This is a genomic window from Pseudomonas sp. MCal1 (genome assembly GCF_026341415.1).
GTDB lineage: Bacteria > Pseudomonadota > Gammaproteobacteria > Pseudomonadales > Pseudomonadaceae > Aquipseudomonas.
On the sequence record NZ_JAKUMP010000026.1, the window covers coordinates 19,406 to 33,067 of the forward strand.

A 13,662-nucleotide genomic window follows, 5' to 3' on the forward strand; every position below is an offset into this window, starting at 1 on the left:
GGGAGTGGGCGCGGATGGGGATTTGAGCGCTCAGGGATTGCACGTTGACCGCCGGCTCCGTCCAGCTCCACCGCCCACTTCAATTCCCCACACTCGAAATCCACATCGCCGCAATCCATGGCGTCGATATCAAGGCGACTGCACTACAATTCTCGCTGGCCGGTCCGGCCGGTTTCTGGCAGGCCATGCGTGAAGCGAAACGGGTGTCCTGACGTGCACCATTACCCATTGATGAGGTGAAAGCATGAAGATCGATCTGAGCGGAAAACTGGCGATTGTCAGCGGCAGCACGGCGGGCATCGGTTTGGGCATCAGCCAGTCGCTGGCCGAGGCAGGCGCTACGGTGGTGGTGATCGGTCGCGACGCGGCCAAGGTCGAGCAGGCGCTGGCAAGCATTCGCGACAAGGTGCCGGGCGCGCAACTGCGCGGTCTGACGGCGGATCTGGGCACGGCCGAAGGCGCGCAGAAACTGTTCGCCGCCGAACCGAAAGCCGACATCCTGGTGAACAATCTCGGGATTTACAACGCCGTGGATTTTTTCGACGCGCCGGACGATGAGTGGACGCGCTTTTATGAAATCAACGTGATCTCCGGCGTGCGCCTGTCGCGGCATTACGTACCGGCGATGGTCGAGCAGGGCTGGGGCCGGGTGATTTTCCTGTCTTCGGAATCCGGCGTGGCTACCCCGGCCGACATGATCAACTACGGCGTGACCAAAAGCGCCAACCTCGCGGTGTCCCATGGCCTGGCCAAACGCCTGGCGGGCACCGGGGTGACGGTCAACGCGATCCTGCCCGGGCCGACCTTGACCGACGGAGTCGAGGAAATGCTCAAGGATGCCGCCGCCGAGTCCGGCCGCAGCCTGCGGGACGAGGCAGACGCGTTTGTTCGAAGGGCCCGTCCGAGCTCGATCATCCAGCGTGTGGCGGATGTCGAAGAGGTCGCGCACCTGGTCACCTACATCGCTTCACCGCTGTCCTCGGCCACCACCGGCGCCGCGTTGCGGGTCGACGGCGGCGTGGTCGACAGCCTGACTATCTGAATTCATTGAGAGAGACTTTTCATTTATGGCAACAGCATCGGCAACGATCGACATCCCGGCTTCGGCCGATCAGGTCTGGCAATTGATTGGCGGCTTCAACACCTTGCCGGACTGGCTGCCGTTCATTCTCAACAGCGAACTGAGCGAAGGCGGGCGCGTGCGCACTTTGCAAACTGCTGACGGCGCGGTGGTGGTCGAGCGTCTGGAGACGTTCGATAACGCGGGCAAAACCTACAGCTATTCGATTCTGCAGGCACCGTTTCCGGCCACCGATTATCTGGCGACGATTCGTGTTGAAGCACAGGGGCAGGGCGCGCGGGTGACGTGGTCGGGGCGCTTCACGGCCAAGGGCGTGAGCGATGAGGAAGTGGTGGCGTTGTTCAGCGGCGTCTATCAGGGCGGGCTCGAAGCGCTGCGCGCCAACTACCCAACATAACCCGTGATGATCGTTCCCACGCTCTGCGTGGGAATGCCTCAAGGGACGCTCCGCGTTCCAGCTCTGGAAGGGACGCGGAGCGTCCCGGGCTGCATTCCCACGCAGAGCGTGGGAACGATCTATGAAGGTCAAGCCTGTGAAATCAGACTTTGCCGACAATCCAGCACCAGCTTCGCCCCGCCCAGATCGCTGCGTCCCACCTCAAGGCTGAACCCGTGCAGGTTGACGATCGCCGCGACGATCGACAGCCCCAGGCCAAAACCATTTTGCAGTTGCCCGCCCTCGGCGCGGTAGAAACGCTGGAACACCGCTTCCCGCTCGGATTCGGGAATGCCGGGGCCGGAGTCATGCACTTCGATCCGCGTATGCCCCGCATCATTGACCCCGCGCAACACCACCGTACCACCGGCCGGGGTGAACTTGATCGAGTTGCTCAACAGGTTCGCCAGGGCTTCAAACAGCAACGCCCGGTCACCGTTCAGCATGGGCAGGGTTTCTGGCATGTTCAGTTCGAAACGCAGCTCGTCGTCTTCGGCCAGCGGCAGATAGAATTCGTGCAGTTCCTGCAACAACAACACCGGATCAAGCTCGACAAACCCCGAGCGCCGCTGACGATCCTCAAGTTCCGAAATTCTCAGCAACCCGCGAAACCGTGCCATCAGCGTATCGGCCTCGGCCAGCACCAGATCCAGTTGCGCCGCTTCCGGCGAGCCTTCGCCGGCCTGTTGCTGCATGCGATACAACTGCGCCCGCAAACGGGTCAGCGGGGTGCGCAGGTCATGGGCGATGTTGTCGCACACGCCTTTGACTTCATTCATCAGGCGCTCGATGCGATCGAGCATGGCGTTGACGATGGCGGCGAGCATGTCCAGCTCATCGCGGCGATTGGACAGCGGCAAACGATGAGTCAGGTCGCCGGCGACAATCGACTGGGCGCTGGCCTGGATCGCCCGAATCCGCCGCAGCGGCCGCCGACGCAGCAAATGCCAGCCGATGATCCCCGGCACAATCGTCAGCGATACGCCCCAGAACAACGCATGCAGAATGATTTTCGTCACCGCGAACAGCGAACCGTTGTCCCGCAGCAGCACCAGCCAGCGGCCGTCGCGGGTCGGGGTGGCGACCGCGTCGCAACTGTCATTGGGCAGGGTCGGATCGTCGGAGTCGGCGCATTCGCTGAGCATGTGGATCTTGCCGTCCAGCGGCAGCCCCTCGGGGATCTTCTGCAACGCGCCGCCGAGGTAGCGGTGCTGGGCGTCAAACAGGCCATAGGCGTCGATGCCGCGAATGTCGAAGGTCATGCTGGCGGCGAGCGCGTCTTCCAGTTGATCGCCGCGAAAGTGCGAAAACAGATGCTGACGTTGCATCAGCGAATGCTTGGCGAGGTTGTCGAGATAACCGGAAACCTCGAAGTACATGACCCCCATCAGGATCGCACTCCACGCCACGAACAACGAACTGTACAGCGCCAGCAAGCGGCTGCTGGAGGAGCGCCAACCGTCAGACGGGTTCGGCAATGACATAACCCGAGCCTCGCACTGTGCGGATCAGCGGGACATTGCCCGGCGGGTCGATCTTCTTGCGCAGGCGGCCGATGTGCACGTCGATCAGGTTGGTGCCGGGATCGAAGTGATAGCCCCAGACTTCCTCGAAAATCATCATCCGCGACAGGATCTGGCCGCTGTTGCGCATCAGAAACTCCAGCAGTTTGTACTCGGTCGGCAGCAGCGTCAGCACCTGTTCGGCGCGACGGGCTTCGTGGCTGATCAGGTCGAGTTGCAGATCCGCCACCTGCAAGGTGGTCGGTTGGGCGCCGTTGCTGTTCTGCCGGCGCAGCAACACTTCAACCCGGGCGGCCATTTCATCGGTGGCGAACGGTTTGGTCAGGTAGTCATCGCCACCGGCGCGCAAGCCGCGCACGCGCTCGTCGACGTCGGAGAGGGCGCTGATCATCAGGATCGGTGTGGCCACGCCCATGGTGCGCAGGGTGGTGACGATGGCCAGGCCATCGAGTTCCGGCAGCATGCGGTCAAGGGTGATCAGGTCGTAGTTGCCGCTGACGGCGCGGTCCAGGCCTTCACGGCCGTTGTCGACCCAGTCCACGTCGAGGCCGTGGCTGCTCAGTTCGGCGACAATTTCCCGGGCGGTCACGGCGTCGTCTTCGATGGTCAGGATGCGAGTCATGGTGGGCCTGCTGGTCTGTTCAAACGCAATGGCAGCATTTTGCCAAGATTTTGCGCTGGCGCTTTAAATTAACTTTCATGTTTTAGCGGATAGAAACGCGATGGCGCGGCTTTTGTGCCAATGCATAAAACCCGCTGATATCGACCCGTTGTTGCAAATTGCATGGTCCTGGGAAGTTCATAATTTTTAACTGATTGAATTAAAACGAATTATTTAATGTTGGCGACTGGCACGGTCACTGCAATTCCTCTGATGACGAGTTGTAACACCATTTTTCATGCCTGGAGCACTACAACAATGAATAGATCCTCTGATGGGTTTTATCCTGCCTACGAAGGAGAGTCGAGCAACGTCTCAGGGGTGTCCTGGGGCGCGATTTTCGCAGGGGCTGCCGCTGCAGCGGCACTGTCGCTGATTCTGGTGCTGTTGGGTTTCGGTCTGGGCTTCTCCGCCGTTTCACCCTGGGCCGGTGAGGGCGTCAGTGCCAAGGGCCTGGGCATTTCAACCATCATCTGGCTGGCCGCCACACAAATCATCGCTTCGGGACTGGGTGGCTACATCGCCGGTCGCCTGCGGGTGAAATGGGCCAACATGCACGGTGACGAAGTGTACTTTCGCGACACCGCCCATGGCTTCCTCGCCTGGTGCGTAGCAACGCTGGTTACCGCGACGCTGGTGGTCGGTTCGGTCAGCAGCATCGTCAGCGGCGGTGTGCAGGCCGGTGCAAGCGTTGCCGGTGGCGCAGCCAGTGCGATGACCCAAGCAGCCGGCACCGCAGCGTCCAACACTGACAGCGATCAGTACGGCTACTTCGTCGACAGCCTGTTCCGCGACGATCGTCCCGCCGCCGTCAGCGATGACGCCGCCCGTGGCACCGTGACCCGGATCTTCGCCCAGAGCCTGGCCAACGGTCAGCTCAGCGCCGAAGACCGTAGCTACCTCGCCCAACTGGTCGCCCAGCGTACCAACCTGACCCAGGCCGACGCCGAACGTCGGGTCGATGAAATCTACGCCCGCACCCAGAAGGCAATCGCCGACGCCAAGGTTAAAGCGCAACAAGCTGCCGACACCGCCGCCAAAGTCGCTGCCTGGACTTCGTTGTGGATGTTCATCGCGCTGCTGGCCGGTGCGTTCTTCGCCAGTCTCTCGGCCACCTTCGGCGGTCGCCGCCGGGATGCGGTCGAGTACGTCGAAGTCGAAACCTACACCACGACCACGCTGCCGCCAGTCCGTTAATCAAGGAGAACCACCATGCGCTCACTACTGCTGTTTTTCCTCGGCGTTCCAATCCCGATCATCATCCTGATCGCCCTGTTCGTGCACTGATTACTTGAGGCATATGCCTTGGCCGCTTCCACCTTCGGGTTGAAGCGGCTTTTTGCTGTCTGCGCGGGCCGAAGGCGCAGAACCGACCAGTCATTTCCATGGCGTGGATCAATATTCGTCGGCGCAATATCCCCTACCGTGAAATTTCCAGGCCCTTGCCGCTGGATCGACTACATTGCTTGCGCGCACTTTGCTGCGCGAGCAGGAATAACCTGCCGGCCCGATAGAGAGCGATAACCCCCACGAGCCGGCGAGGTGTAGTGCAGCAAGGAGCTGTTTCAACCTCACCTGAACCTTTTCACGGATGATCATTGCAATGCACTGCCTAGAAAGAACCTTCGATATCCAGCCTTTGACGCAGGCGGATATGACTGTCCACATCAACGGCCAGCCGGTCACCGCCGCCATTGGCGAAACCGTGCTCAGCGTCATTCAGTCCCTCGGCGTGCGCCAGGTCGCGCGCAACGATCACAACCAGATCAGCGGTGCCTATTGCGGCATGGGCGTGTGCCAGTGCTGCCTGGTGAGAATCAATGGCCGGCACAAGCGCCGCGCCTGCCAGACCGTGGTGCGCGAGGGCATGCTGATCGAAACCCAGGCCAACCGTATTCACGGGCAGGAGGTGCTATGAGCCTGCATCCGGTGATCGTCGGCGGTGGTCCGGCGGGAATGGCTGCGGCCATCGAACTGGCCCTGCACGGGGTGCGCTGCACCTTGCTTGAAGAAGCTTCGCGTCTTGGCGGCGTGGTCTATCGCGGGCCGCTGCGTGACGGGGTGCAGCTCGATTATCTGGGGCCGCGTTATTCCGAGGCGCTGGGCAAATTGCACGGTGATTTTCAGGAGCAGTCCGGGCTGATCGACGTGCGTCTCAACCACCGCGTGGTCGGCGCCGAAGGCACGCGCTCGCTGGTGGTGCTGGACGGCGACGAGCGTTTGCACGAAATCCAATACCCGCAGTTGCTGCTGGCCGCCGGTTGCCACGAGCGCAGCGTGCCGTTTCCTGGCTGGACCTTGCCCGGTGTGATCATGCTCGGCGGTCTGCAATTGCAGATCAAAAGCGGCGTGGTCAAACCGCAGGGGCCGGTGGTGATTGCCGGCACCGGGCCGCTGTTGCCACTGGTGGCGACCCAGTTGCATGCGTCGGGCGTGAGTGTGGCGGGTGTCTACGAGGCCTGCGCATTCGGCAAGATCGCCAAGGAAAGTCTGGCACTGCTGAACAAGCCGCAGCTGTTCCTCGATGGCTTGAGCATGCTCGCTTATCTGAAACTGCACGGCATCCCGATGAACTACGGCTGGGGCGTGGTCCAAGCGCACGGCGAAGGCGAACTGAAAAGCGTCAGCGTGGCGCCGTACTCGGCAACGTGGGAGCCGGACATGAGCCGCGTCGAACGCTTCGAAGCGAAGACGCTGGCGGTCGGCTACGGCTTCATTCCGCGTACGCAGCTGAGTCAGCAGATGGGCCTGGATCACGGCTTCAGCGACGACGGCTACCTGCGCGCCAATGCCAACATCTGGCAGCAAAGCAGCGAGCCCCATGTGCATCTTGCCGGTGACATGGGCGGTATTCGCGGCGGCGAAGCGGCGATGCTGGCCGGCAAGATCGCGGCGACCTCGATCCTGCTGCAACGCGGTGTGCTGGAGGAGGAACTGGCGCGAGTCCGTCGCGACCGTTACCTGGGCAAACTCAAAGCCATCGTGCGTTTCCGCGCGGCGGTGGATCGCTACACCGAACGCGGTGTCGGGCAGACCGCATTGCCGGCCGCCGACACGGTGATCTGCCGCTGCGAACATGCGACCCGCGCCGACATCGACCGCGCCCTGGAGCAGGGCGTACAAGACATCGCCAGCCTGAAAATGCGCACTCGCGTAAGCATGGGCGATTGTCAGGGGCGGATGTGCGTCGGCTATTGCAGCGACCGCTTGCGTCAGGCCACCGGGCGCAAGGATGTCGGCTGGCTGCGACCGCGTTTCCCGATCGATCCGATTCCCTTTTCCGCGTTCCAGTCCCTCGGCACGGAGGCCGTTTCCCATGAGTAAGTTCTATGACGTGGTCATCGCCGGCGGCGGTGTGATCGGCGCGTCCATCGCCTATCAGTTGTCCAAGCGCAAAGACCTCAAGGTCGCGTTGATCGACGCCAAGCGTCCGGGCAACGCGACCCGCGCTTCAGCCGGCGGCCTGTGGGCGATTGGCGAGTCGGTGGGGCTGGGCTGCGGGGTGATTTTCTTCCGCATGATGTCGGCCAACCGCAAGCGCGAAACCCAGGGCGCGGCAGTGGCGGTGGACTCCAGCACGCCGCACATCCTGCCGCCGTCGTTCTTCGATTTTGCCTTGCAGTCCAACGCGCTGTACCCGGCGCTGCACCGTGAGCTGAAAGACAATCACGGAATGGATTTCAAGTTCGAAAAGACCGGGCTCAAATTCGTCATTTATGACGATGAAGACCGGTTGTACGCCGAGCACATCGTCGGCTGCATCCCGCATCTGGCCGATCAGGTGCGCTGGCTCGATCAGGCTGCATTGCGCGAGTCCGAGCCGAGTGTCAGCCATGAAGCGCGCGGTGCGCTGGAGTTTCTCTGCGACCATCAGGTCAGCCCGTTCCGCCTGGCCGACGCCTACACCGAAGGCGCCCGGCAGAATGGCGTGGCCATGTTCGTCAACACCAACATCACCGGCGTGCTGCACCACGGTCGGCGGGTGACTGGCGTACAGACGGCCGAAGCCGGGGTGTTCCACTGCAAGACCCTGATCAACGCCGCGGGTGCCTGGGCTGCAGACTTGAGCGAATGGGCGACCGGCATCCGCATTCCGGTGAAACCGGTGAAAGGTCAGATCCTGCTGACCGAACGCCTGCCGAAAATCCTCAACGGTTGCCTGACCACCAGCGATTGCTACATGGCGCAGAAGGACAACGGCGAAATCCTGATCGGCAGTACCACCGAGGACAAGGGCTTTGACGTCACCACGACCTGGCCGGAAATCGCCGGGCTGGTGCAGGGCGCGGTGCGTTGTCTGCCGGAACTGGCGGACATCAACCTCAAGCGCACCTGGGCCGGGCTGCGGCCGGGCTCGCCGGACGAGTTGCCGATTCTCGGGCCGATGGCCGGAGTGGAGGGTTATCTCAATGCCTGCGGGCATTTCCGCACCGGCGTGCTGACGTCGGCGATTACCGGAGTGTTGCTGGACAAACTGGTCAACGATGAACCGCTGCCGCTGGACATCACGCCGTTTCTGGCGGATCGGTTTGAAGTGGCGCCGGCCAAAGAAGAGAGGGAGCTGGAGATGGCCTGAACCTGTGGGAGTTTCCCACCTGATCGTTCCCACGCTCTGCGTGGGAATGCCTCAAGGGACGCTCCGCGTTCCAGCTCCGGAACGGACGCGGAGCGTCCCGGGCTGCATTCCCACGCGGAGCGTGGGAACGATCAACTCTGAAAACGTCATGGCTTGCCCGATTGTTCTTCCAGTTGATCCGACTCGAACAACCGGGCCAGTTCCGCCCGCGCTTCCTGGGCGGTCTGCAGGACTTTGGCCGCGTCGTCGTACACCGCGTGTTGAGCCTCGAGCACCTGTTCGTCATGGTGCTTGAAGCGCTTGATCCGTGCATCGGCCTGGGCCTGGGTCAAGCCAAGGCCAACCAGCGTGCGGCGGCTCATTTCCAGACTTGAGTAATAAGTTTCCCGGATCGGATCGGCGCCGACATCCACCAACCGATGAACATGCTGCCGGTTACGCGCCCGGGCGATGATTTTCATGTGCGGGTAGAGCTTGCGCACGATTTCGGCAGTCTTGATGTTGGTTTCCGGATCGTCCGTGGCAATCACGAAATATTCCGCCTCACCAACCTTGGCCGCGTTGAGGATTTCCGGGCGCATCGGGTCACCGTAGAACACCGGCACACCACCGAAACTGCGGGACAGTTCGATGGTTTCCACCGACGTATCCAACGCCACGAACTTGATGTTCTGCGCCCGCAGGATCCGCGCCACGATCTGACCCATCCGGCCCATGCCGGCGATCACGACACGTGGGGTTTCGGTTTCGATCTGGCGGAATTTCTCCGGCACTTCTACCGGCTGCACTTTCGGGCTGACCAACCGTGCGCAGACCAGCAGCAACAATGGTGTGACCGCCATCGACAGGGTGATGGTCAGCACCAGCAGGTCGTACAGACGCGGTTCGAACAGGCCCTGATCGCGACCGATCTTGAACACCACAAAGGCGAATTCACCGCCCGCCGCCAGCACAATGCCGAGGCGAATCGCGCTGACCTTGTTCAACCCACCGGCCAGACGCCCGACCACAAACAGCAACGGCAACTTCAAGGCGATCAGCAGCAGCGTCAGCCCCAGCACCGTGATCGGCGCGCTGAGCAGCAGACCGAGGTTGGCGCCCATGCCGACGCTGATGAAAAACAGCCCCAGCAGCAGGCCCTTGAACGGCTCGATCTGCGCTTCCAGCTCATGGCGATATTCCGAATCCGCCAGCAGCAATCCGGCAAGAAACGCGCCCAACGCCATCGACACGCCGACCATGTCCATCAGCCACGCGGTGCCGATCACCACCAGCAACGCAGTGGCGGTGGAGACTTCCGGCAGACCGGTTTTCGCCACCACGCGAAACACCGGACGCAACAGATAGCGCCCGCCGATCACCACCACGGCGATGCTGCCGAGCACCTGCAAACTGTGGCGCACATCGTCGGCAGTGCTGGTGTGGTGATCGACGCCCGCAAGCATCGGCACCAGCGCGATCAGCGGGATCGCGGCGATGTCCTGGAACAGCAGAATCGCAAACGCCAGCCGTCCGTGCGGGCTGGTCAGTTCCTTGCGCTCCGCCAGGCTTTGCAAGCCGAACGCGGTGGACGACAGCGCCAGACCCAGGCCCAAGACAATCGCGCTGTTCAGCGGCTGGCCGAACACCAGCAACGCCAGCACACCAATCACCGAACCGGTCAGCAGCACCTGCGCCAGACCCACGCCGAATACCGATTTGCGCATCACCCACAAACGTCGCGGCGACAGCTCCAGACCGATGATGAACAACAGCAAAACCACGCCCAGTTCCGAGATATGGCTGACGCTTTGCGGATTGCCGATCAGGCCCAGCACCGACGGGCCGATGATCACTCCGGCAAACAGATAGCCGAGCACTGCGCCCAGTTGCAGGCGCTTGGCCAGCGGAACGGTAAGCACGGCGGCCAGCAGAAAAACGACGGCGGCTTGTAACAGATTGCCTTCATGGGGCATGAGCGGAACTCCAGTAACGCGGTACGGCGGGGGCGACAAGGATAAAGGTTGCAACAATGGCAGATCTACCGCATGCCCGGCTTGAGCAGATGTGCTTGTGTAATAATTTGCATCAATTGGTTACATTTATAGCCTCAGCGAATCAATCCTCCAGAGTCTTCCATGGCCATCAACTTCGACCTCAACGACCTGCAAGCCTTTCGCGCGGTGGTCGAGCAGGGCAGTTTCCGCAAGGCCGCCGACACCGTGCGCCTGTCGCAACCGGCCCTGAGCCGACGCATCGAAAAGCTCGAAGACGCCCTCGGCGTGAAGCTGTTCGAACGCACCACGCGCAAGGTCAGCCTGACCCAGGCCGGACGCGGTTTCATGCCCAGCGTCGAACGTTTGCTCGACGATCTGGACGTCGCGTTGCTCGGCATCAGTGAAGTCGCCTCGAATCGGCAGGGCCACGTGACTGTCGCCTGCGTGCCGTCGGCGGCGTATTACTTCATGCCGAGCGTGGTCGCCCGCTATCACCGGCAGTTCCCGCGCATCAAAGTCAAAGTCCTCGATTCCAGCGCCCACGACGTGCTGAGCGCGGTGGTCAATGGCGAGGCGGATTTCGGTCTGAGTTTCATGGGCACTCAGGAGGCGGGCGTGGATTTCGAGCCGCTGGTGCAGGAGAGCTACGTGGTCGCCTGTCGCCGCGATCATCCGCTGGCCGGGCGCAGCAGCGTGACCTGGGACGAGTTCTACCGGCAGGATTACATCTCGCTCGACAAGACCTCGGGCAACCGTTTTCTGCTGGATCAGGCTTTGGCCAAAGTGGTGCCGCAACGCCCGAGCATCTGCGAGACGCGGCATGTGACGACCATGATCGGTCTGGTGGAAGCGGGGCTGGGCGTGGCGGCGGTGCCGTTGATGGCGATGCCGGCGGCGGATCATCCGATCCTGACGCGGGTACCGCTGACCGAACCACAAGTGATGCGCAGCGTCGGCATCATCAAACGCCGGGGCCGTACGCTGACCCCGGCGGCATTGGAACTGGAGCGGCTGGTGGTGGAAATGAAAGTCCAGCCGCCGACGGTCAGCGCTTGACCGAATCCAGCCCGGTGGCCTGCACGTCAGGCTGGGCGGCAGGCGCGGCCAGATAAGCGAGCAAGGCTTTCGCTTCCTCTGGATGCTGCGCACCCACCGGAATCCCTGCTGCAAATCGTGTTACCGACTGCACCGACTCCGGAATCTTCGCCACAAAACTCACCCCTGGCACCGGCAGCAACTCGCTGACCTGCTGGAAGCCCAGTTGATAGTCGCCCGTGGCGACCACCGAGCCCACAGGGATTTTCGGGATCATCTTCGCCTTCGGTTTCAGCTGATCTTCGATACCGAGTTTCTTGAACAACTGCTGCTCGATGTACACGCCGCTGGCGCTGTCGGAGTAGGCCACCGATTTTGCATCCAGCAGGGTTTTCTTCAGGGCATCGACATTGCTGATGTCCGGTTTTGGCGCACCTTCGCGCACCACCAGGCCGATTCGCGAATCTGCCAGTTCTACCCGCGACGCCGGGTCGACCTTGCCTTGCTTGATCAGATCATCGAGGGCGTAGCCGACCATGATCACCACGTCGGCCTTTTCGCCACGGGCAAGGCGATTGGGGATTGCCTCCGGTGCCTTGCCCATCGACGGGCCGAGTTGAGTGTCCAGGGTGTTGCCGGTGGCAGCGGCGAATTTCGGCCCGAGGATCTTGTAGGCAGCGGTAAAACCGCCGGAGGTCATGACCCGCAACTCTTCGGCCTGGGCCGCAATGTTGAACGCAAGACCGGCGAGCAGGGCTGTAACGGTAAACAGTTTTTTCATGGTGATGTTCTCAGGCAGTAGCAGGTTGCAGACGACCGCCGGCGCGGCGATACAGATACAGCGTCGCACCCAGTGCGCAGAGCGCGCCGATGCTCATCCAGTAACCCGGAGCGGCTTTGTCGCCGGTGTACTGGATCAGGAAGGTCGACATCGCTGGCGTGAATCCGCCGAACACGGCGGTGGCGAGGCTATAGGCCAGGGAGAAACCGGCCACGCGCACTTCTACCGGCATGATTTCGGTCAGGGCCGGAATCATCGCGCCGTTGTACAGGCCGTAGATAAACGACAGCCACAACAGCGACAGCAGCATATGGCTGAAGCTTGGCGCCTGCACCAGATACGACAGCGCCGGATACGTGGTGGCCAGGGCCAGCAACGCCATGGCGATCAGCACCGGACGGCGCCCGACACGATCGGACAACGCGCCGCCAATCGGCAGCCAGAAAAAGTTGGAAACGCCCACCAGCAGAGTCACCAGCAACGCATCGGAGGTGCTCAGGTGCAGCACGGTTTTACCGAAGGTCGGTGCGTACACGGTGATCAGGTAAAACGCGGTGGTGGTCAGGGCAACCATCAGCATCCCGCCCAGCACTACGCCCCAGTTCTGACCGAGGGTGCGGAACACTTCCTTCATGCTCGGACGATGTTTACGAGCGGCGAACTCTTCGGTTTCCGCCAGATTGCGTCGCAGAAAGAAGATGAACGGGACGATCATGCATCCGACGAAAAACGGAATCCGCCAGCCCCAATCGGCGACCGCTTGCGGTGCCATCCACTGGTTCAAGCCATAACCCAGCGCAGCGGCGACGACGATGGCCACCTGCTGACTGGCCGACTGCCAGGCGGTGAAGAAGCCTTTGCGACCGGGCGTGGCGATCTCCGAGAGATACACCGAAACCCCGCCCAGTTCCGCACCGGCGGAGAAGCCTTGCAACAGCCGCCCGATCAACACCAGCGCCGGGGCAAACAGGCCGATGGTTTCATATCCGGGCACCAGCACAATCAGGATCGTGCCGCTGGCCATGATCGACAGGGTGACGATCAGACCTTTGCGCCGACCGACGTCATCGATGTACGCGCCGAGCACAATAGCCCCCAGCGGACGCATCAAAAAGCCTGCGCCGAACACTGCAAAAGTCATCATCAGAGAGGCGAACTCACTGCTCGCCGGGAAGAACACCGCCGCGATCTGCGTGGCGTAGAAGCCGAACAGAAAGAAGTCGAACTGTTCGAGGAAGTTACCCGAGGTCACCCGGAAAATGGCGCCGGCCCGCGAGCCGCCGTGTGGGATTGAGGCTGTCATAGAAAAGTACTCCACCGCTTTTATGACGTGCGCGACGGGGAGGCGGCGCACGGTTTTTATTGGGGCGGATAGTGGCGCGCAGGGATCGATTTGTTAATTGCATAGTTGGCATGGATTGATGTGCGGAGCGGATCAATGCAGTTGTTCCTATTTAGCGACTGTTCCTACAAAGACTGACGAAGCGCCTTACATAAAATCACTGCCTTCCCTTGATAGCGTGCCCGCCAATTCTCGCGAGCACGAACCACGGACGGTTTGGACATCGCGCTCTTTTCCTCTTTGCTTAAGGA

The 13,662-nt window shown here is 61.8% G+C and carries 12 protein-coding genes and 1 pseudogene; 8 read left to right on the forward strand and 5 right to left on the reverse strand.

Going from position 1 to position 13,662, the window contains the following annotated elements; all coding sequences use genetic code 11:
* Positions 1–104: 104 nt before the first annotated feature.
* The 3 genes and pseudogenes from MKZ87_RS28580 to MKZ87_RS28590 form a co-directional block, all read left to right on the forward strand.
* Positions 105–212 (forward strand): annotated as a pseudogene (locus MKZ87_RS28580) (aldo/keto reductase); the annotation flags it as partial.
* Between the two features lie 32 nt (positions 213–244).
* Positions 245–1,042: an SDR family NAD(P)-dependent oxidoreductase gene (locus MKZ87_RS28585; protein WP_085703203.1), complete on the forward strand. Its 798-nt coding sequence runs from the start codon at positions 245–247 to the stop codon at positions 1,040–1,042.
* Between the two features lie 25 nt (positions 1,043–1,067).
* The gene (locus MKZ87_RS28590) at positions 1,068–1,478 is read left to right on the forward strand and encodes an SRPBCC family protein (protein ID WP_085703202.1); all 411 of its coding nucleotides are present in this window, start codon (positions 1,068–1,070) and stop codon (positions 1,476–1,478) included.
* A 128-nt stretch (positions 1,479–1,606) separates the two neighbouring features.
* Here the strand turns inward: MKZ87_RS28590 and MKZ87_RS28595 are convergent, their stop codons facing one another.
* Together MKZ87_RS28595 and MKZ87_RS28600 are read right to left on the reverse strand one after the other, a co-directional pair.
* The gene (locus MKZ87_RS28595) at positions 1,607–3,001 is read right to left on the reverse strand and encodes a sensor histidine kinase (protein WP_085699238.1); all 1,395 of its coding nucleotides are present in this window, start codon (positions 2,999–3,001) and stop codon (positions 1,607–1,609) included.
* Entirely contained in the window at positions 2,979–3,662 is a 684-nt protein-coding gene (locus tag MKZ87_RS28600) for a response regulator transcription factor (RefSeq protein WP_007952956.1), read from the reverse strand. The genes MKZ87_RS28595 and MKZ87_RS28600 overlap by 23 nt, the downstream gene beginning before the upstream one ends.
* Positions 3,663–3,959: 297 nt before the next feature.
* Here MKZ87_RS28600 and MKZ87_RS28605 point away from each other — a divergent pair, with 297 nt between their 5' ends.
* The 4 genes from MKZ87_RS28605 to hcnC all read left to right on the forward strand — a co-directional run bounded on the left by MKZ87_RS28605 (position 3,960) and on the right by hcnC (position 8,277).
* A complete protein-coding gene (locus MKZ87_RS28605) occupies positions 3,960–4,898 on the forward strand; it encodes a hypothetical protein (RefSeq protein WP_085703201.1) in 939 nt (312 codons plus the stop codon).
* Positions 4,899–5,304: 406 nt separating this feature from the next.
* A complete protein-coding gene (gene hcnA, locus MKZ87_RS28610; RefSeq protein WP_085703309.1) occupies positions 5,305–5,619 on the forward strand; it encodes a cyanide-forming glycine dehydrogenase subunit HcnA in 315 nt (104 codons plus the stop codon).
* Complete coding sequence (gene hcnB / locus MKZ87_RS28615; protein ID WP_085703200.1) at positions 5,616–7,025, forward strand: cyanide-forming glycine dehydrogenase subunit HcnB; 1,410 nt, start codon at positions 5,616–5,618, stop codon at positions 7,023–7,025. The genes hcnA and hcnB overlap by 4 nt, the downstream gene beginning before the upstream one ends.
* Positions 7,018–8,277 carry a cyanide-forming glycine dehydrogenase subunit HcnC gene (gene hcnC, locus MKZ87_RS28620; RefSeq protein ID WP_227232916.1) on the forward strand — a complete coding sequence of 420 codons (1,260 nt, stop codon included), beginning with the start codon at positions 7,018–7,020 and terminating at the stop codon, positions 8,275–8,277. Before hcnB ends, hcnC begins: the two co-directional genes overlap by 8 nt.
* A 146-nt stretch (positions 8,278–8,423) precedes the next feature.
* Here hcnC and MKZ87_RS28625 read toward each other — a convergent pair whose 3' ends face one another.
* Positions 8,424–10,232, reverse strand: a complete 1,809-nt coding sequence (locus tag MKZ87_RS28625; protein WP_266202212.1) for a monovalent cation:proton antiporter-2 (CPA2) family protein — start codon at positions 10,230–10,232, stop codon at positions 8,424–8,426.
* Positions 10,233–10,394: 162 nt separating this feature from the next.
* Between MKZ87_RS28625 and MKZ87_RS28630 the strand changes: the two genes are divergently transcribed.
* Positions 10,395–11,309 carry a LysR family transcriptional regulator gene (locus MKZ87_RS28630; protein ID WP_064597602.1) on the forward strand — a complete coding sequence of 305 codons (915 nt, stop codon included), beginning with the start codon at positions 10,395–10,397 and terminating at the stop codon, positions 11,307–11,309.
* On the opposite strand, the gene MKZ87_RS28635 is transcribed toward MKZ87_RS28630, so the two are convergent.
* On the reverse strand, positions 11,299–12,069 hold the full coding sequence (locus tag MKZ87_RS28635; RefSeq protein WP_266202213.1) for a substrate-binding domain-containing protein: 771 nt from the start codon (positions 12,067–12,069) through the stop codon (positions 11,299–11,301). The genes MKZ87_RS28630 and MKZ87_RS28635 overlap by 11 nt on opposite strands.
* Before the next feature lie 10 nt (positions 12,070–12,079).
* A complete protein-coding gene (locus MKZ87_RS28640; protein WP_085687499.1) occupies positions 12,080–13,372 on the reverse strand; it encodes an MFS transporter in 1,293 nt (430 codons plus the stop codon).
* Positions 13,373–13,662: the final 290 nt, after the last annotated feature.